At 43.2% G+C, this 21,636-nt stretch carries 11 protein-coding genes; 7 read left to right on the plus strand and 4 right to left on the minus strand.

From position 1 onward, the window contains the following. Nucleotides 1-17 precede the first annotated feature (17 nt). Both ACFQ1M_RS12450 and ACFQ1M_RS12455 read left to right on the plus strand, forming a co-directional pair. Complete coding sequence (locus ACFQ1M_RS12450) at nucleotides 18-1,442, plus strand: Gfo/Idh/MocA family protein (RefSeq protein ID WP_386408684.1); 1,425 nt, start codon at nucleotides 18-20, stop codon at nucleotides 1,440-1,442. A 108-nt stretch (nucleotides 1,443-1,550) separates the two neighbouring features. Then, a complete protein-coding gene (locus ACFQ1M_RS12455; RefSeq protein ID WP_386408686.1) occupies nucleotides 1,551-2,324 on the plus strand; it encodes a sulfite exporter TauE/SafE family protein in 774 nt (257 codons plus the stop codon). Nucleotides 2,325-2,354: 30 nt separating this feature from the next. Here ACFQ1M_RS12455 and ACFQ1M_RS12460 read toward each other — a convergent pair whose 3' ends face one another. Together ACFQ1M_RS12460 and ACFQ1M_RS12465 are read right to left on the minus strand one after the other, a co-directional pair. Next, nucleotides 2,355-3,137 (minus strand): enoyl-CoA hydratase/isomerase family protein, encoded by a 783-nt coding sequence (locus tag ACFQ1M_RS12460; RefSeq protein WP_386408688.1) that lies wholly within the window; start codon nucleotides 3,135-3,137, stop codon nucleotides 2,355-2,357. Between the two features lie 5 nt (nucleotides 3,138-3,142). Continuing rightward, nucleotides 3,143-4,594 carry a sensor histidine kinase gene (locus ACFQ1M_RS12465; RefSeq protein ID WP_386408690.1) on the minus strand — a complete coding sequence of 484 codons (1,452 nt, stop codon included), beginning with the start codon at nucleotides 4,592-4,594 and terminating at the stop codon, nucleotides 3,143-3,145. Between the two features lie 90 nt (nucleotides 4,595-4,684). Between ACFQ1M_RS12465 and ACFQ1M_RS12470 the strand changes: the two genes are divergently transcribed. The 3 genes from ACFQ1M_RS12470 (at nucleotide 4,685) to ACFQ1M_RS12480 (ending at nucleotide 14,448) form a co-directional block, all read left to right on the plus strand. After that, on the plus strand, nucleotides 4,685-6,313 hold the full coding sequence (locus ACFQ1M_RS12470; RefSeq protein ID WP_386408692.1) for a helix-turn-helix domain-containing protein: 1,629 nt from the start codon (nucleotides 4,685-4,687) through the stop codon (nucleotides 6,311-6,313). Nucleotides 6,314-6,412: 99 nt separating this feature from the next. Beyond that, a complete protein-coding gene (locus ACFQ1M_RS12475) occupies nucleotides 6,413-13,531 on the plus strand; it encodes a BspA family leucine-rich repeat surface protein (protein WP_386408694.1) in 7,119 nt (2,372 codons plus the stop codon). Between the two features lie 5 nt (nucleotides 13,532-13,536). Continuing rightward, on the plus strand, nucleotides 13,537-14,448 hold the full coding sequence (locus ACFQ1M_RS12480) for a PorP/SprF family type IX secretion system membrane protein (RefSeq protein ID WP_386408696.1): 912 nt from the start codon (nucleotides 13,537-13,539) through the stop codon (nucleotides 14,446-14,448). Here ACFQ1M_RS12480 and ACFQ1M_RS12485 read toward each other — a convergent pair. Then, nucleotides 14,445-14,996: a CopD family protein gene (locus tag ACFQ1M_RS12485; RefSeq protein WP_386408698.1), complete on the minus strand. Its 552-nt coding sequence runs from the start codon at nucleotides 14,994-14,996 to the stop codon at nucleotides 14,445-14,447. The two genes, ACFQ1M_RS12480 and ACFQ1M_RS12485, sit on opposite strands and share 4 nt — an antisense overlap. Before the next feature lie 24 nt (nucleotides 14,997-15,020). Further along, nucleotides 15,021-18,143: a WD40/YVTN/BNR-like repeat-containing protein gene (locus ACFQ1M_RS12490; RefSeq protein WP_386408700.1), complete on the minus strand. Its 3,123-nt coding sequence runs from the start codon at nucleotides 18,141-18,143 to the stop codon at nucleotides 15,021-15,023. A 506-nt stretch (nucleotides 18,144-18,649) separates the two neighbouring features. On the opposite strand from ACFQ1M_RS12490, the gene ACFQ1M_RS12495 reads away from it, so the two are divergent. Together ACFQ1M_RS12495 and ACFQ1M_RS12500 are read left to right on the plus strand one after the other, a co-directional pair. Next, nucleotides 18,650-21,040, plus strand: a complete 2,391-nt coding sequence (locus ACFQ1M_RS12495) for a TonB-dependent receptor (protein WP_386408702.1) — start codon at nucleotides 18,650-18,652, stop codon at nucleotides 21,038-21,040. A gap of 18 nt (nucleotides 21,041-21,058) precedes the next feature. Beyond that, the gene (locus ACFQ1M_RS12500) at nucleotides 21,059-21,634 is read left to right on the plus strand and encodes a type 1 periplasmic binding fold superfamily protein (protein WP_386408704.1); all 576 of its coding nucleotides are present in this window, start codon (nucleotides 21,059-21,061) and stop codon (nucleotides 21,632-21,634) included. Nucleotides 21,635-21,636: the final 2 nt, after the last annotated feature.

Genomic DNA, 21,636 nt, shown 5'->3' on the forward strand with positions numbered 1-21,636 from the left:
ACCAATCCCTTAACGATATGAAGCGTCGCTCCTTTATAAAAAAAACCGCTATTGCAAGTAGTGCGTTCACTATAGTTCCCAGTTTTGTGCTAGGTGGAAGGCACATCGCACCCAGTGACACCCTTTATATGGCCGCCATTGGTGTTGGTGGTCGAGGCGGAGGTGTCGTAAGAGAGCTTTTTGAAACCGGTAAGGTGAAGTTCGTGGCACTCTGCGATGTGGACGATAGTCGTGCAAAACAATCGTTCGAAAAATACCCTAAAGCTAAAAAGTACACCGACTATAGAAAAGTATATGATAATCATGTGAAAGAGATCGATGCCTTTACAGTGGCAACGCCCGATCATACGCATGCCATCATATCACTTCCTTTTATGCGCGCAAAAAAACATGCCTATGTTGAAAAGCCGCTGACTCACAATATCTACGAGGCCCGATTGATGACCAAAGTGGCCGAAGAACACGGCATTACTACTCAAATGGGAAATCAAGGCGCATCGGGAGACGGCATTCGGCAAGCCAAAGAGTGGATCGAAGCTGGTGCCATAGGGAAAGTATACAGAGTAGATTCTTGGACCAATAGACCGGTATGGCCACAAGGCCTTAAAAATATTACGGACAAAGAGAAAATTCCAAAAACATTGGACTGGGATCTTTGGTTGGGACCAGCCGCGATGCGTCCATACAATAGTGCTTATCTGCCATTTAAGTGGCGGGGTTTTTGGGATTTTGGTACTGGAGCTTTAGGCGATATGGGATGTCATATTATGGAAACCCCTTTTAACGTGTTAGAGTTAGGCTATCCTACAGAGGCGGAAGCGAGTTGCACCACGGTTTGGGCTGGTGATTTTATCGAGGCAAACTATGATAAAGTTTGTCCACCCTCATCCATCGTTCGTTTGAAGTTTGATAGTAAAAAACATGGGCAGGTGGCACTCAATTGGTATGATGGTGGTATCATGCCAGATCTTCCAGACGAATTGAAAGACGATGAGCTTTTGGGAGATTGGAATGGGGGAAGCCTATTTTATGGTGACCGTGGCATGATGGTAACCGGAACCTATTCTAGAAATCCCAGATTGCTGCCCTCTGAATTGAACACCCTATTTCAACCGCCCAAACCATCGATCAAAAGGGTGCAAGGTGGCGATAACAAACATGCCAATGAATTTGTCCAGGCCTGTTTGAACAACGGAACCACCTCTTCTCCTTTTTCTTACGCTGGCCCTTTGACCGAGGCCGTGTTGATGGGCAATCTGGCGATCAAGGCATTCCAATATAAGGTATTGAAGGAAGGTAAAACACCGACCAGCTGGGCGCCTTACGACTACCCCGGAAGACGCAAACTACTGTGGGATGGTAAAAACATGAAGGTGACCAATTACGAAAAGGCCAACGAATGGGTGACAAGAGACTATAGAGACGGCTGGGAGGTGAAATAGTCAATAGTGAAGAATAAGTATCTAAATGTACAATATATTAAAGGACTTCAAATTAAGACCAATAATGGAAAATCTCCCACTAACGAAACAACCTGATAGCCTCCTCCTATGGAAATAGTCATTATCTCCCTCGTTGCCTTTCTCGTAGCTATCCTTACCTTCTTTTCTGGTTTTGGGCTAGGCACTATCCTTACTCCCGTTTTTATGATCTTCTTTCCTGTCGAATTGGCGATCGCTTTGACCGGAGTCGTTCATTTTTTGAATAACCTATTTAAGATCATCCTCGTAGGTAGAAATGCCAATCGAAAGGTGTTATTGAAATTTGGAATCCCCGCGGTCATCGCAGCCTTTTTCGGGGCTTGGGTTCTACTTCATATCCCCGATGCCAAGCCATTGTTCTCTTACATGATTTTTGATAGGACTTTTGAAGTGTATCCAGTAAAATTTATCATTTCTATTCTCTTGATCATTTTCGCAAGCATGGATCTCATACCCTATTTCCGAGACTTACAGTTTGGAGAGGATAAGTTGCCATTGGGAGGTGCTTTAAGCGGTTTTTTTGGTGGACTTTCTGGTAATCAAGGCGCGTTGAGGACTGCCTTTCTGATCAAAGCTGGGCTTTCGAAAGAAGTGTTCATAGGAACGGCTGTGGTAGTATCTACCTTTGTGGATTTCACGCGATTAAGTGTTTATGCCTCGCGGTTTGCCAGCTCTGGACTCACCGACAATCTCACTTTGGTGATTTGCGCTACGCTATCGGCTATCGCCGGTGCCTATATTGGAAATAAATTATTGAAAAAGGTAACCTTAAAATTCTTGCAGATCACCGTTGCGATCATGTTGATACTCATTTCCATCGCTTTAGGCGCTGGATGGATATAGCAAACGTAAGGAGCTCTTAACGGGAACAGCTTATTTCCCCGGAAAAGAAGCCTTTCTTTTTTCTAAGAACGCCGAAGTGCCCTCTTTAAAATCTTCTGTTCCAAAACATTCACCGAAAGCTTTAATCTCCGTTTTATAGCCGTCGATACCTTCTTTAAATCCGGCATTGACTGCCTGAATGGCCTTTGCAATAGCTACAGGAGAGTTGTTGGTGATCTTCGTTGCTATTTTCTTACAGAAGGGCAATAGTTCCTCTTGCGCTACCATGTGGTTGATGAGTCCAAAGGCGAATGCCTTTTCGGTGCCTATCATACCAGCTGTCATGATCATTTCCATCGCACGACCCTTACCTACCAGTTGTGCCAATCGCTGAGTGCCACCGTAGCCAGGAATCACTCCCAGTGAAGTTTCTGGCAATCCCATTCGCGCGTTATCACTAGCTACTCTAAAATGACATGCCATGGCCAATTCCAATCCTCCACCAAGCGCGAAACCATTAATGGCTGCGATCACCGGTGTTCCGAGATTTTCAACCAGATCAAAGAGCAATTCTTGACCCTTTGCTGCCAATCTTCCTCCTTCTGCTTCAGAGAAATGGGCAAACTCGGAAATATCTGCTCCAGCCACAAAGGCCTTTTCACCGCTCCCAGTAATAATGATCACCTTCACTTCCGCATCACCCTCTAAGGTCTTTAAGGCCACATGTAATTCTTCGATGGTCGCCTTGTTAAGAGCATTTAACTTTTTAGGTCTATTGATGGTGATGATAGCGATACCATTCTCGATGCTAATAAGGATATTCTCGTAGTTCATTTTTGCTATTTTTTGGGGAAAGAAACTATAAATGTAGTTCCCTCGTTTTCCTGAGATGTAAAGTTAATACTTCCGCTATAGGTTTCTACAATATTTTTTACCATTCCTAAGCCAAGACCCATCCCACTGGATTTAGTAGTGAATTTTGGCTCATATATCTTTGCCATATTTTCTTCCGTGATGCCGACACCGTTATCCGCTACCGAAATCGAAACGGTTCCATTATTTTCGACCACCTTCACCTCGATTTTCGGCTTTTTATCAGCAGGAATTGACTGGATGGCATTCTTCACCAAATTGGTAATTACACGTATTAGTTGTGTGCGATCAAAGCTGGCGATGACCTCCGCTTTTTCTGAAGAGAAATCGATATAATCTTCGTTGAAGATATCCAAGGCCAATTTTGTCACTTCTACGACATCCAATTCTTCGTCTTGTTGCGCAGGCATTTCGGCAAAGTTTGAAAAAGCAGATGCAATATTGCTCATAGTGTCTATCTGTTGAATCAGTGTCTTGCTATACTCATCTACTTTTTGATGCACCTCAGGATCTAAAGGGTCGAACTTTCGTTGAAAGCTCTGGACACTTAACCGCATTGGCGTCAACGGGTTCTTTATTTCGTGTGCCACTTGTTTCGCCATTTCTCGCCAAGCCTGTTCGCGTTCACTTTTTGCCAATTTGGCCGCACTTTTCTCAAGCTCGTCGACCATACTATTGTATGCTTCTACCAAACTTCCTATCTCTTCACTTGCCTTTCCTAGGATGATCTTCTCGTTACGTTGGTTCAATCGAGTTTGGTCTAACTTATCACCGATCTGCTGTAGCGAGCGTGTAATATACTTAGAGACGAAATAAGCAAAGGCGATGGCTACCATAAACATGATCAAGTAGGCAATTCCGAGTCGTCCAAGAAATTCTCTAAGTTCCATCTCACTAAAAGAGTCGTCTTCTTGATATCTTATATTGAGAATTCCCAAAGGCTTGCTCTTTGGATCTGTCAAATAGATAAAACTGGAGCGGTAGCGTCCTTCCTCCATGTTCTCTCGCATTACATAGCGCTTTTCCGTACTGTCGGAAAGTGCCTTCAAAATGGCGCTATCCAAGGCCAAGTCCACAGCGTCTGGTTGTAGGCTGGTTTCCGAACTTTTCATCAAATTTCCTTGAAGGTCATAGATATTGAAATCTACCTTTTGGATCGCTGAGATCGCATATATCTCATCCTTAAAAATGAGGGGTAAGTTAGCGGTCTTTACTTCATAGGTAGTTCGATCGAGCACATTCTCCACACTCGCGACCACTTGACTTTCTTTCCGCTCTAACCGCTGCTTGTGATAATCTTTGCTTTGCTCTCTGTACTGATAGATGGTCACCGCCGCAATTAGAATAGAGGCCACCACCACCAATAGAATCATATAGAAGAAAATCCGAGAACGCAGCGATAGCCGATTGTATATCATTGGGTAAAATTTGTGCACTAAATATAGCAAATATCACACCAAAAGTTTCAAGTTATAAGAAGTTTGCAATACCTTTAAGCGCTGATGAATATGGCATTGATATTAAAAAATATCAAAAATACAGGTCTCAGCTTATTACTCTTTAATGGTCTGATCGGTGCCTCATATTCGCAACTTTCCAATGAGACCTTGAATGACTCACTTCGTTCACAGAGAAAAATGGACTCCCTGATACTCCTTAGCACAAATGAGTTTAAAGCAGGAGACTTAGAGGCATTTAAATTTCATACTGAAGAAATTTTAACTATTGCAGAGAAGCACAATTGGATCGTTCCAAAAATTAAAGGTCTCACCAATTTGGGCATTTACTACCGGCAGAAGGGTGAATATGAAAAGTCCTTAAAAAACTATCTTACTGCGAATACGCTAAGTGAATCGTTGAACAACGATTATAAGAATCAGGCGATCATTCATATCAATCTAGCCAACCTTTATTTAAATCTTGAAGAAAATAAAAAGTCACTGGCTAGTTTTGAAAAGGCCATGACAATAGTCGATAGCGCGAATGGCCCTATTAATATGAAACTATCGATCGTCAACGGTTACGGTATGGCCTATCTTGCCAATGACGAATATGAGAATGCAATTTTGAAATTTGAATATGTCCGTAGTCTATCTCGTGAGAATGCCATGATGTACGAGGAACACGTGGCCCTTTGTAATCTTTCGGAAGTTTATGCAGAGCAGGAAAAATATCACAAAGCCCTCGAATATGCCGATGAGGCACTCCAAAAACCCAAGGAACAGGTGCCATCACAGCAATATGTGTCGGGGTATCTGAGAAAAAGTTATGCTTTGATGGGACTAGAAACATATGACCTAGCTCTGGCTAATTTGGATAGTGCCCAATCGATCGCTCGTGGAAATCAACTCTTCAGGACCGAGATTTTAATAAATCAATATAAGGCAGAGATTTTTAGGAGACTTGAGAACTATGAAGAAGCCTTAGGGTATCAAAAAAACTATCTCCAATTAAAGGAGGAATTAACTTCACAAATGAACAGGGCCCAGAAAGTTCAATTTGATCAAGAATTGGCGCAAAAGGAGGCGCTCTTGTCTCATCAGAATATTTCGCTCGTAAAACTTGCCAAAAGAAATCAAAAAAAGACCACCTACATTCTATTGCTGAGCGGTTTGACCGCCGCCCTCCTTGTCTTCATTCTCGTTAGAAAATATCGAAAAAAAGGAGTCAGTGAGGTTATTAACATGAGAAAAAAGATTGAAGAAGCTGACCAGGACCCGTCCATAGCAGCGGATGAACCTGATTTAAAATCAGAGCATAAACCATCTAATGGTCCACGCATCGCTGAACAAGAAAGAACGGTGATCAGCGAACAGATTGAAAGCTTCATGCGTCTGAAGAAGCCATTTCTTAACCCTGAACTTAAACAGTCTGATTTGGCAAAAGAGCTCGATCTGACCTTGCATCAATTATCCGAAGTGCTCAATCAAAACTTTAAAGAGAACTTCAATGCATTTGTGAATCGTTACCGCGTTGAGGAGGTAAAAAGATTGATAAAAGATTCCAAGAATAGCAATACCAAGATCGTTGCCATCGGATATGAAGCAGGTTTCAAGAGCAAAACTTCACTTTACAGGGCTTTTAAGTTACTAGAGAAAAAGACCCCAGCAGAATATCGAGATACCTTGAGTTTTTAAGACACGATTTCTTAAAAAAGGTTTCAAGTTATAGTTTGAAACCTTTTTTAGTTAAAATGATGTTATCATTGTGTTTCACTAAACAAAGGTTTCGTCCCCATGTCAAAAAAAATATTGCTCTTTTTTCTTTTCTCAAGTCTCTCGTTGTTTTGTTTTGCGCAAGATTCGTTTTCTAGCATATGGGATACCACCCAAGATGGAATCTCGGGTAACAATCAAATTACAATTCCCACAAATCCTTCATATACATACAGCTATTCGATAGATTGGGGAGATGGTAATTCGGATACTAGTGTTACAGGTGACATCACGCATACCTATGCCACAGCTGGCACCTATACTGTTTCGATCAGTGGAAATTTTCCCGCGATTTATTTCAACGATACCGGGGATCGTCTGAAAATCTTAGAGATCTTATCCTGGGGAAATATCCAATGGGAAACGATGGAAGATGCTTTTCATGGTTGCGAGAACCTCAACTTTGATGCTATTGGAAGTCCTGACCTTTCCCAAGTGAGCAGTCTGCGCAACATGTTCAAGGAATGTGTCACCTTTAACGGTATTGTAAATGATTGGGATGTTAGTGGCATTACCGACATCTCAGGAATGTTCTTTAATACCGACATGTTCAATAGACCTCTGGACCGGTGGAATACCATTTCGGTGACGACCATGGCCGAAACCTTTAGGAGTGCCAACAGATTCAATGAACCTCTTGACAATTGGAATACAGCTTCTGTAACCGATATGAGCTATATGTTCAGCTCGGCAAATTCGTTCAATCAAAATATAAACAATTGGGATGTGAGTCAGGTGACCACTATGGAAGGTATGTTCAGTAGTGCTAGCCGGTTCAACCAGCCGCTCAACAACTGGAATGTGAGTAACGTAACGGATATGTCAAATATGTTCCAAGGCACAGACTTTGATCTTCCGCTCGATAATTGGGATGTAAGCAACGTGACCGATATGTCTGGTATGTTCTCCCAATATAGCGACTTCAACCAAAACATTAACAATTGGAATGTCTCTTCGGTGACCGACATGTCGCAAATGTTTCTCAGAGCCACACGATTCAACCAGCCCTTAGATCAGTGGGACGTAAGTAATGTCACCGATATGCGAGGAATGTTCGATGGTTTCTTTGTCGCCATGATCTTCAATCAACCATTAAATAGCTGGGATGTAAGCAATGTCACCAACATGAGTAATATGTTTCGTGATTGTGTTCCTTTCAACCAGCCTTTGAACAACTGGAATGTATCTTCGGTTATCGATATAAACGGCATGTTTTCAGGCTCTTCGAACTTCAACAGAACTTCCTTTGACCAGCCGTTGACAAGTTGGAATATAAGCAACGTCACCAATATGTCTCGAATGTTCCAATTCTCTTCTTTTGATCAACCTTTGGATTCTTGGGATGTGAGCGGTGTGACCGCAATGGAGGCCATGTTTAGAGGTGCTCAATTCAACCAACAGCTTAACACATGGAATATTGCAGGGGTTACCAATATGAGGGACATGTTCAGAAACGCCTCGCTGTTCAACCAAGCGCTTAACAATTGGGATGTGAGTCTCGTCACCAACATGAATGGGATGTTTGCAAACGCCACCTCTTTTGATCAAGATCTAGGCGGCTGGTCTATCGGCAACGTCACCAACATGACTGAGATGCTGAATAGTGCCGGACTATCGCAAGAAAACTACGATAGTACCCTAATTGGTTGGGCTGCCCAGACCGTTCAGCCCAACATCAATCTAGGAGCAAATAACTTGACCTATTGTGACGGTCGAAATGCACGGCAAGACCTCATAGACAATAGTGGCTGGAATATCACCGGAGATTCTATCAATTGTTCATTTGTGACCTGTACTTCCTTTATTTCACCAATGGACGGAGAGACCAATGTGCCGGCCAATTTTGATCTTCGCTGGAATCCGGCTCCCAATGCAACAGGGTATCGCGCTACAGTGCGTGTGGATAGAGGTGGAAGCATCATTACGATTTTAGACAATGAAGATCAAGGTAATGTGGTAGGTATTGATTTTACAAGTGATCTCCTGCCCGGTGACGTCGTATATGCCACAGTGGTACCCTACAACGGTGAAGGTCCAGCTACAGATTGTGAAGAGATCAGTTTTACGGTGGTAGCTTCATGGCAAAATAGCCCGGATGCCTTTATTATTACTATCGATACGAGAATCTTAGATAGCAATTCTACGCCAGCTAATCAATTGAGACTTGAACTCAACAATGGGTTTCCAAATAATTATTCGTATGATTTTTCAGTGGATTGGGGTGATAATCAGTATAATAACAATGTTACAGATAACATTACACATACTTATCTTAATCCTGGAATCTATACCATAGCAATCATCGGAGACTATCCAGGACACTACTATGGTTCCTCAAATAGAGACAATAACAAATTGATCTCTATGGACCAATGGGGAACGCAACAATGGGACAGCATGAGGCGAACCTTCTATTATTGCGAGAATATGGTCTACAATGCTACTGATATCCCCGATTTATCGCAAGTAACGGATATGTCCGATATGTTTGGCTCCGCCGTCCTTTTCAACTCGGATATTAGTTCTTGGGACGTGAGCAACGTTACGAATATGTCGCGAATGTTTATTGGCGCCGTTGAATTCAACCAACCATTGGATAATTGGAATGTGAGTAATGTGACCAATATGAGCGGGATGTTTCTCGCCGCGAGGAAATTCGACCAGCCCATTGGTAATTGGAATGTGAGCAATGTGACCAATATGTCGCGAATGTTCGAACAGGCGACGGTCTTTAACCAACCTTTGAATAATTGGAACGTAAGTAATGTGACGAACATGGCAGATATGTTCGAACGTGCTGTAGCTTTTGATCAACCTCTGAACAACTGGAATGTGAGCAACGTGACCAACATGGCCGAAATGTTCAGTGGTTTTGTGACAGATATGGTGTTCAACCAAGCGCTAGACAGTTGGGATGTGTCTAGTGTGACCGATATGTCTGAAATGTTCAGGCGCTGCGTGAACTTTGATCAGCCTTTAAATACTTGGAATGTTGGAGCCGTCAACACGACACAGGAAATGTTCGAGGGTGCGAGGTCATTCAATCAACCATTGGATCAATGGAATGTTTCCAATGTGACCAACATGTCTGAAATGTTTAGCAATGCAGACAGTTTTGATCAGAATATTAATAGTTGGAACGTAACTAACGTGACCAACATGCGCGGTATGTTTAGTTTTGCTGACGTCTTCAACCAACCCCTCAATAATTGGGATGTGAACTCTGTGGTAGATATGTCTTATATGTTTCGCGGTGCAGGAGCCTTTGATCAGCCTTTAAATACTTGGAATGTAAGTGCCGTTGCAACTATGATCTCCATGTTTGAGAATGCTTCCGTATTCAACCAACCGCTCAGCGATTGGGATGTAAGTTCTGTGACCTTGATGGGGTCCATGTTCGAAGGGGCAAGTGCTTTTGACCAAGCGATTGGAACGTGGGACGTGGCTTCCGTAACGCTGTTCGAAGCGATGTTCAAAGAGGCGGCAGCCTTTAATCAACCTTTAAATACTTGGGATACTGGTGAAGCCCTGAACATGGCCGAAATGTTCAACGGGGCCAATACCTTCAACCAAAACCTCGATAGCTGGGACGTCTCTTTTGTTACCACTATGGAAGCAATGTTCAAAGATGCTTTCTCCTACAACCAGTCTATGGATTCTTGGAATGTGGCTTCGGTGACGACCATGAGGCAAATGTTCTATAATGCTAGAGCCTTTAATGGTACCATTGATAGTTGGAATGTGCGCAGGGTAATTACTATGGAAGACATGTTCAGAGAGGCAGCTTCCTTCAATCAAAGCGTCAACAGCTGGCGAGTAGCCGGAGTGGAGAATATGAACCGCATGTTCTCGAATGCCACTGCTTACGATCAAGCTATGGACCGTTGGGATATCGGATTGGTAAGCATGCGATCGATGTTCAGCAACGCGACAACACTCGACCAATATCTTGGTGATTGGGATGTAAGCAGGGTGACGAACATGACCAATATGTTGGATAACACCTCGCTTTCCAGAGAAAATTATGACAATACTTTGATCGCCTGGTCAGACCTTACACTAACTCCAGGAATCACAATGGGCGCACTTACCCTACCTTATTGCGATGCCTTGGAAGAACGGCAATCAATGATAGATAATTTTGGATGGAGCTTTGTTGGTGACATCTTGGATTGTCCCATTCCTGTGTGCACGCAATTAGTATCCCCTACAAACGGAGCAACCGATGTCCCAGTAAATACCAATCTCACTTGGGAAGAGACCTTGTATGCAAGAGGCTACCGATTAACGGTTCGGGTCGACCCTGGGAATATTTTATTGGTTGATAATGAAGAAGTGTTTGACACTTCTTACCAATTCGCCACAGACTTTCTAGGTGGTGAGACAGTATATGTAACCCTTATTCCATTTAATAATGAAGGGGATGCCTCCGCCTGTGCCCAAGAGAGTTTTACCATTACCTCTAACAGCACCCCGACAGTGCCAGATTGTACAAGTCTTAGTTCCCCTATCAATGATGCTATAGATGTAGCCATCTCTACAGATTTAAGTTGGAACCCTATTGCTAATGCAGACGGATATCGCATTACCTTAGGAACCGCTTCTGGCGCAAATGATATCTTGGACAGCTTCGATGTTGGTAACGTAACGACATACGACTTAGCGGTGGACCTACCAGAGGACTCGCAGATCTTTGTGACCATCATTCCATATAATAGTGAAGGTAACGCCACTGGCTGCGCGGAAGAGCTTTTCACTACAGAAATCATTCCTACGCCACCAGTTTGTACCGGATTGACAAGTCCTTTAGATGGAGCTACGAATGTAAACATCGATACCAATCTGAGTTGGAGCGCCGTTGATGGGGCTACAGGTTACCTCCTTATCGTGGGTACAACCTCGGGAGGTATTGAAATTATTAACAATGTAGATGTAGGCAATGTTACCTTCTATGACTTTTCGACAGCCCTTTTAGAGAATAGAACATACTATGTTACCATAATTCCATATAATGAAGTTGGCGATGCCATTGGCTGTAATGAAGAAAGCTTCAGAACGGGTAATTCAACCGCTGATGACCCACCAGTGTGTACCTCATTGTCAGCTCCTGCTAACGGCGCATCAGATATTGCAATTACTGCAGATCTTAATTGGAATGCTATCAGCAATGCAGATGGGTATAGACTTACCGTAGGTACGACCTCGGGTGGAAATGACATCCTTAACAATTTGGACGTGGGTAATGTAACTCTTTATAACTTACCCGCAGACCTGCCTTCTAACTCAACGATCTATGTTACAATCATTCCATACAACATAAATGGCGATGCTACGGGATGCGCTGAAGAAATCTTTACCACCGAAGTGATCCCTCCTGTTTGTACGTCGCTAACTTTACCTTTAAATGGCGCAACTGATGTTGATGTTGCTACCAATCTGAGCTGGACCCCCATTGCCGAAGCTACCGGATATCGAATAACTATCGGAACTGCTTCTGGTGGGAATGATATACTTGATAATTTTGACGTGGGCAATGTTTCTACCTATGATCTACCCACCGACCTGCCTGAAGATGCGACCATCTATGTGACCATCGTGCCTTATAATGCAGATGGCGATGCCACGGGTTGTTCAGAGGCACTTTTTACCACAGAAATATTACCAAGAGCGCCCGAATGTACAAGCTTAGCTGCACCAACAAATAATGCGACCGATGTTGCACTAGGTGCTAACTTGAGCTGGAATTCCGTTGCCAATGCTACAGGATATCTTGTCACCGTAGGTACCACTTCGGGCGGGAATGATATACTTGATAGCTTTGATGTGGGTAACGTCACAACTTATGATTTACCAACAGACCTTCCAGCTAGCTCAACCATCTTTGTGACCATTATTCCGTACAATGCAATTGGTGATGCCACGGGTTGTTTGGAAGAATCTTTTACCACCGAAACCCCAGCTGCGAGTTGCTCCAACCTTATCGTTCCTGCTTTTGATGCTATGAATGTTCCAGTGAACACCAATCTCACATGGAATGCGGCAAACTATGCTGTTAGCTACACTATTAGTATTGGAACCTCAACCGGAGCACAAGACCTTTTACCACTAACAGACGTAGGCAACGTAACAACTTTTGACCCACCGAACGACCTGCCGGCGAACACCCGAATATTCGTTACCATCACGGCAATCAATGCTCTTGGAGATGGCACCGTTTGTGGTGATGATCAGTTTACGACAGGAGAGACCGTACCCGAATGCACCTCGCTTACTGATCCTCTTGATGGCGCTATAAATGTTTCCATTGATAGCAATATATCCTGGAATGCAACGGCGAATGCTGATGGTTATCGTTTAACGATAGGAACCTCTTCTGGAGGGAATGATCTCCTAGACAATGAGAATGTAGGAAATATAACTACCTACGACCCACCAACCGACCTCCCAGAGAACATGAGGATCTTTATAACTATTATTCCTTTTAACGCTGCTGGAGACGCGGTTAGTTGTATAGAAGAAAGCTTTACCACAGAAATCATTCCGGTAATTCCTCAGTGCACCTCATTGATCAATCCTACGAATGGAGCGGTCGATGTTGCCTTAGATGTAGACCTCATTTGGAATGAGATTGCAAATGCCGAGGGTTACCGACTTACAGTGGGCACTTTCTCAGGAGGAAACAATATCCTAGATGATCTTGATGTTGGCAATACCACATTCTATGACTTGACTGCAGATCTACCTGAGAACAGCATCATTTACGTGAATATCGTACCGTATAATTTTATTGGAGATGCAATAGGCTGTGTCGAAGAAAGCTTCACTACTTTTTTTGATACCAGTTTTGTGGACGAGACCAAGTATGGTTTCTCACCCGATGGTGACGGGATCAACGAATATTGGGAGATCGTAGGGATTGAAAACTATCCCGATAATATCGTTTCTATTTTTAACCGATGGGGTGACCTCGTTTTTGAGGTTAGAGGATACAATAATAGCTCAAGAGCTTTTAGAGGGGAGGCCAATCGAGCCATTGCGGATGGAAAACAATTACCCGAGGGCACCTATTTCTTCAATTTGAGCTTTGAAGGTGCGCATCCCTATAAAAAAACACAAGGTTTTCTTGTTTTAAAAAGATAATTTGCATGGTACGGAAAATTTGCCTCTATACAACATTGATTTTCGGAGCATTCTTGCGATTGATCGCACAACAGAATCCTGTTTTTGCCGAGTATAATTACAATCCCTTCATTATAAATTCCGCTTATGCGGGCTTACAAAGCGAAGCAGAAGCCAATCTTAGCAGCATTGGTCTTTTAGGCTCATTTGATGGAGCGCCGCAGACCAGCTCCTTTACGCTGAATGCTCCACTTTACAACGAAAAAATGGCTCTGGGAGGAGGGATTATCCATGATAAAATTGGCGTGACCACCGTGGCCAATGTTTTTGCTGCGTATTCGTATAAGATCTTCTTTGAGGAAAACAGACGCCCTAATTGGCAGATATACGATCGCAATGTAATTTCATTCGGAATCACTGCTGGTGTTATTTCGTATCAAGAGGACCTTCTGTCTTTAAATATCGAAGGCGACCAAAACTTTGCCGAAAACATAAATATCATGATTCCATCTTTGGGGGTCGGATTCTTATTTAACCACGGGCCATTTGCAGTAGGCCTATCTGTGCCAAATATTTTAGGCGATGCATTGGCCTCAGATAAGGTGCTTAATATCACTACCCCAGTCTATGGGTACATGGGTTATAAGTTTTACTTGAATCGCTTCAAAGAGATGATCTTCAAACCCAACTTTTTGACAAAGTTCGAAAACGGTATTTTTCAAGCTGATCTAAATATGGGCATTAGCTACTTGAACAAGATCGATCTCGGCTGTGGTTATCGCACCAATGCATCCTTTAACTTTTTCGGTGGTTTTTATTTTTGGGAAAACTTTCGCTTTGTCTATCATTATAATTCCGCGACACGCAATGCTCCTATAAATAATACACATGGTATCATCTTATCATATCGCTTTGGTAATGGTTTCAACCTCAATTAAACCTCAGGATTTTTATCTCGAATTCGTTTATAGAGCTTGATACCTAACATTAATAATATGGCCAATACGACAATTCCGACCACACCAAATATCCAATTGATCGAATTCTTAAGAATCACTAAAAACACGACAGCAAAAAGGATAATGGTAGAGACCTCGTTATAGATTCGCATGTAGTTCGACGAATAGCGAACGTCATCATTCTGAAGCTGCTTGAATATCTGATGTGTCCTCCAGTGGTAAAGAAAAAGCACTACAACGAAGCCCAATTTGATATGCATCCATCCCTGTTGAAGCCACGCCGGTATCATAAGAAGCAGCCATATGGCAAAGAGGGTCGATAATATGGCCGAAGGCCAAGTGATGATAAACCATAGCCGTTTGGTCATCAACTTAAGCTGCTTCGTTAAGATCTCCTTTTCTGGAGATGGCTTTTGCGAGGCCTCAATATGATACATAAAAAGTCGTGGGATATAGAACAAGCCGGCAAACCAGGTGATCACAAAGATGAGGTGTAACGATTTTATATAGTTATAATATTCTCCCAATGTAGTTCAGTCTTCAAAAATTAATTATTTTTCTACAAACAAGTACTGCAATTGCAACTTGTTAAATTCTTGGTTGAATTTTGCCACCTCATCTGTTAAGACCTTGTCAAATTTTGTGAGCGCAGCCTCTATTTCTTTGGTCAATTGGTTCTTTACTGCAATATCTTGTGCTGTAGGTGGAAAATCATCGAGCGTGACCAGACTGTTCAAATGCCCAAGTTTATTGGTCAGACGAATCGGAAAATTCAATGGGTCTTGACGACTGCGATTCTTGGTTTGGTAAAGTGCTTCCTCGACCTCGGTCAATTGTACTTTCATCTCTTTTGCCTTTTCTACCAACTGCTTCACTCGATCGTCATCTTTATATTGCTTGCTAAAGGCATCCAATTGCTCATTGACCTTCCGTATCTTCTTGATGCTTTTATGCGCCTTATCAATGGTCTCATTGACACCTTTTACGAATTCGAATTGCCGTTGCATCCCTGCCAGATCAGATTCCGAACGTTCATCTTTTAAGATCTTGAAATTTTGTCTCTGGCTCTCCCCATTTACATTGAGGATCACCGCATAGTCTCCGGGAACGGCTTTTGCTCCGCTGAGACTTGCCCACCATAGGATCATTCCTTTGAGGCGTTCAGCGCCTTTGTAACGCATATCCCAAACAAAGGTATTTCCTCCTTTCTGTAGCTTCGTAAGCTTATGGTCCTTAGAGTGGTTGCTAAAGGTCTTGATCGTATCATTACCTTTCATATAGCTCAAAGAGATCGTATCTTTTTTCTCATCAAGATCTTTGAGATAGAAATGAGTGATCACTCCGTTGGGATGATTGGTACCAGCAGTTTTAGATTCGCTTCCACCGCTTCCTTTGGTGCGATAACTATCTTTCGGTTTAAAAAGTACCGCAGCTTTATTTTTCATATCACTCGAAAGTTGGCGTAACACGGTAAGGTCATCGATGATCCATAGGCTTCTCCCTTGAGTGGCGACGATGAGGTTGTCATCTTTCAGCGCAAGATCGGTGATTGGGACGGTGGGAAGGTTCAATTGGAATTTTTCCCACGTCACTCCGTCATTGAATGAAATATACATACCTGTTTCCGTCCCAGCATACAGCAGGCCCTTCTGTTTTGGGTCGGCCCGCAGTACTCGTGTAAAATGCTCATTATCTATACCGTTCGTTATTTTTTTCCAGCTCTTGCCATAGTCCGTCGTTTTGTAAAGATATGGTGAAAAATCACCCGTTTTATACAGTGTTCCAGCGACGTAGCAGGTTCCTGCATCAAAAGGCGAGGGTTCAATGCTGTTGATCATCAACCATTTTGGTGCTCCCTTTGGAGTTACATTCTCCCAATTATTTCCACCGTCTTTGGTAAGGTGTACGAGCCCATCATCGCTGCCCACCCAAAGTAAACCTTCTTGCAAAGGACTCTCGGCAGCGGCAAAAATGGTACAATAGTATTCGACTCCGGTATTGTCTTGGGTGATGGGGCCTCCGGAAGAACGCTGACGTTCAGGATCGTTTCTGGTAAGGTCTGGGCTGATGATCTTCCAGCTTTGGCCTTCATTATCTGTCACATGTACGTGTTGTGAGAAGGTGTACAGTTTGTTAGGATCATGCTTACTAAAAATAATGGGAAAATTCCATTGAAAACGATATTTCATGCCTTCGGCGCCATGCCCCATGGGATTGTCTGGCCACACATTGATGGCGCGAACGGTTCCTGTCTTATGATTGACCCGAGTGAGAAATCCGCCATAGCTACCACCATATACGATATCATTATTCTTAGGATCCACTGCAATGTGCGCGGATTCTCCTCCAGCAGTAGACTCCCAATCATCCTCACCAATTCTAGAACCGTCACTTCTATGTGAAATCCTGATTGTTGAATTATCTTGCTGTGCTGCATAGATCCTATAGGGAAAATGATTATCTGTCGTTACCCGATAAAACTGTGAGGTAGGTTGATTGTGATAGGTACTCCAAGTTGCTCCTCCATCATAGGTGATCTGTGCCCCACCGTCATCACCAATGATCATTCGTTTGGGATTCTCTGGGGCGATCCATAGATCATGATGATCTCCATGAGGCGCTCTGAATGATGAAAAGGTCTTTCCTCCATCCTTCGATTTATGATAGTTAACATTTACCACGTAAACAACATCTTCATCTTTGGGGTCCGCATAAATACGTGTGTAATACCATGCTCGTTGACGAAGACTACGTTCGCTATTGGTTTGTTTCCATGTTTTTCCTCCATCTTCCGAGCGATAAACCCCTCCATTCTTTTCGTTCTCAACGATGGCCCAAACGCGGTCACCATTCACTGGAGAAACGGTGACACCAATGATTCCCAAGGTGCCTTCTGGAAAACCTGCATTGGTTGAGATCTCGGTCCAGGTTTCGCCACTATCAGTACTTTTCCAAAGGGCAGAACCTTCTCCACCACTGCTTAAACTATAGGGTGTTCGTTGTACTCGCCAAGTGGCTGCATAGAGGATTCTTGGGTTGGTAGGGTCAATGATCAGATCAACAGCACCCGCCTGGTCATTCGCAAAGAGCGTTTTCTTCCATGTTTTCCCCCCATCGATGCTCTTGTATATTCCGCGATCTGCCGTAGGCTTATAAATATTACCAAGCACTGCGGCATAGACAATATTGTGGTTTGTTGGGTGAACTGCTATTCTAGGGATGTGTCGAGAATTATTGAGGCCCATCGTTTTCCATGTTTTTCCTGCATCTTCACTTTTCCAAACACCATAACCCGATGACACATTTCCCCTAACGGTCTTTTCTCCTCCACCTGCATAGATCACGTTCTCATCACTGGGAGCCACCTTTACCGAACCGATACTGCCCCCGAAAAAACCATCTGAAATATTTTCCCAACTACGTCCGCCATCGGTCGTTTTCCAAACACCTCCACCTGTGGCTCCAAAATAGAACAGATTGGGTTTCCCCGCAACTCCTGTGACTGCTGCCGATCTTCCTCCACGAAAAGGACCGATTAAACGATACTCTAGTGAAGAATAGAGTTCCGTTGGAAAAACAGCGTCTGAAGTTGAATTTTTTCGCTGTGCTTCAGCTTGAAATTGACATAAAAAAAGAACAACTATTATGCTTGTCCGAAAAGTAGAATGAAACATGGTAATGTATGGTTTTGAATTAGCCGTCTTAAAAATACGGATAAAGCAACAATCTAGATTGAAGATCATCAAATTAAGACAGTTTTAACAAATTATGAATTATCTTTTATTTACGTTTGTAGATCGTGCAACAAAACTGGAGACATATCTCGTTATTTTTGTTATTCTTTGCGCTAATTAGTGTGAAGGTATCCGCTTTTCATGTATATACACATGAGCTATCTGAAGATTCTCATATCGAGTGTTCATTGTGTGAAGATGCGATCACCAACATGCAAACGGAGTTCTCGGATGTTGAAGTCGCTAATGCCCCCTCCGAGATTGTACAGAAAATTTACTTTCAGCAACCCATTCTCATTGCTGAGAAGGTCTTCCTCAAAAAGGAAATCCACTATTCACTTCACAACAGACCCCCGCCATCTAAGGGATAATACTGTTTAGTCCTATCGTGGCCTTTTTTGGGCCTCGGTTCTAATGCTTTTACAAGCACCCCTATTAATTTAAAAATGAAAAAAATTATTGTAGTGTTGCTCTTGGTAGCAACCAATTACAGCGTATTTGCGCAAGAATGTACCAGTACCGTAAGCGGAGAGGTCATCGATTTTCACGATAAGACACCTCTCGAAAGTGCGATTGTCTATATAGAAAATGTAGGTGAATATGTTACTGACAAGCAAGGACGGTTCGTAGCATCCAATCTATGTGATGGCAACTACATGTTTATAGTGTCCCATATTGAATGTGATCCAAAAACCCTTCGTGTGAAGGTAGAGGGAAACACGTTTAAGCGAATCACCTTGGAGCATCATGTGGAAGAACTCCATGAGGTCACTTTGATAGGGCGGGCGGAAAAAAAGACCTCTTCCGCGCAGGAGGCCAGTTTGAGTGGTGCCGTTATTGAAAAATATGGCGCTGCCACCCTTGGAGACGCACTAAAGGAAATTCCGGGGGTGACGTCCTTGAATACTGGAGCCAATATTGTAAAACCAACTATTCAAGGATTGACAGGAAGTCGGGTATTGATCCTTAATCATGGAGTACGAATGCAAGACATGGAGTGGGGCGACGAACATGCACCAAATATCGATATCAATTCCGCTGGAGAAGTAACCGTTGTTAAAGGTGCTGCTGCTTTAAAGTATGGCGGAGACGCCATAGGAGGTACCATTATCATAGAACCAGCGAAAATACTCAGAAAAGACTCCCTTTTTGGAAGCACCAGCTTGGTTGGGATGACCAATGGCCGTGGCGGAAGCTTGTCAACTTCTCTTACGAAATCCTACAAGAATGGATGGTTTATTGCCGGACAAGCATCCTACAAACGTTTTGGCGATAACCAAGCACCCGATTATGTCCTTTCTAATACAGGCCTTGAACAATTGGGGGCTTCACTCAGTATTGGGAAAAAAGGCTTCTTTTCGGGTTGGGATATCGATTACTCATATTTCGACTCAAGCATCGGTGTGCTTGCTGCCTCGCACATTGGAAACGTTGATGATTTGATCAGAGCCATCAATAGCGATCGACCCCTGATCATTAGAGACTTTACCTATGACATCGGCGTCCCACGACAAGAAGTGACCCACCATTTGGTACGCGGTAATTACTATAAGCGTTTTGAGAATTGGGGAAAATTGAATTTTCAATATGACTATCAAAGCAACCAACGATTCGAATTTGATGTTCGAGTAGGAGATGATAGAGACAAGCCAGCGATCGACCTGTTGCTACAGACGCATACGGTCGCTGCCGATTTTGCCTTTGACACTCAAGAAAACTATAAGATAGAAGTTGGAGCGATGTATCGCTTTCAAGATAATTTTGCCAACCCCGAAACGGGAGTTCGCCGTTTGATCCCGGATTATGTAAAGAACGATGCAGGGCTATTTCTTACTGGAAAATACTTCAAGGATAATTGGATCTTCGATGCAGGGGTGCGTTACGATTTTAATAAGGTCGATGCTCAAAAGTTCTACCGTACCTCGCGTTGGGAAGAGCGCGGATATGATGTCGATTTTGCCGACCTGGTCATCGATGATCGAGGTTCACAACTCTTGACGAATCCTGTTTTTGATTATCACAATCTTTCAGGAACTACAGGGTTTCAATATAACTTTAACGATGGCAAAGAGCTTCGTTTCAATTATAGCTTGGCGCAACGTGCTCCGAATCCGGCAGAACTATTCAGCGATGGTCTCCACCATTCTGCCGCACGGATCGAATTGGGTGATCTTCGGATCGGTCAGGAAACTTCGCATAAAGTATCCTTATCACTAGAACAATCCTCCGAGAACTTAGGATGGGCCATCTCCCCATATCTCAACAGCATCACAGATTTTATTTTGTTGGAACCTACTGGTGTGGAATTTACTATCCGCGGCGCTTTTCCTGTGTGGGAATATAGACAGACGGATGCACGATTATTGGGTGTCGATGCCTCGGCATACTTCAACTGGAGTAAAAATTGGAGGACGGACCACCATTTCTCTTTAGTCAAAGGGACGGACATTTCTCAAGATATTGCACTGATCAACATGCCAGCACCACGCTTTAGAAATAAGCTTTCCTTCGTTAAGAAAGAGTGGCACAATTTCAATGCTTCACTCGAAAGTATCTTTGTGACGGAGCAGAACGAACATCCAGACGATATCATCGTTTTTTCACCCGAGCAACAAACCGATGTTCTTCTTGAAATAAATACCCCTCCAGGTGCCTATCATGTGCTGAATCTAGACACTGGTATGGATTTCAGCATCCACAATAAGGCGGACCTTTCGGTAGGGTTCGCTATCAATAATCTCTTAAATACTAACTACCGTGATTACCTGAATCGTCAACGTTATTTTGCTGATGAATTGGGTAGAAACTTTCAATTAAGAATCAAATACAATTATTAACAACAAACATTTTTAACCATGAAATTGAAAAGATTTTATTTAACTGCATTCTTAGCCGCTTCTTTAGGGTTTATCTCTTGTTCTGATGATGACACCCCAGGCCAGGTCAATGAGGAAGAGGTAATCACCACAATGAGAGCCACACTTACACCTCAAGGAAGTTTAACCGGAATCACCCTGCAAACTCAGGACCTCGATGGCGACGGGCCCAATCCTCCTGTTGTGACGGTAAGCGGTGATCTAGCCGCCAACACTACCTATGATGGGGAAATGGTGGTTTTGAATGAGACCGAAAATCCTGTAGACGATATCACAGAAGAAGTAAAGACCGAAGCGGCAGAGCACCAATTTATCTTTGTGCCGAGTGGTGCTCTCAATGCAACGATCGACTACGCAGATATGGAGTCTGACTATCCGCCAAACACAGGAAACAATCCTGTGGGCGTTGCTTTTACATTGACCACTGGAGCGGCAAGTAGCGGTACGTTACAGATCGTATTGCGTCACGAACCTAACAAGCCCAATGACGGTACCCTTGCTGGTGCTGGAGGGGAGACCGATATCACGGCTACCTTTGATATCACGGTCCAGTAACA

This window comes from Sungkyunkwania multivorans (assembly GCF_042675645.1).
In the GTDB taxonomy this organism is placed as follows: domain Bacteria; phylum Bacteroidota; class Bacteroidia; order Flavobacteriales; family Flavobacteriaceae; genus Sungkyunkwania; species Sungkyunkwania multivorans.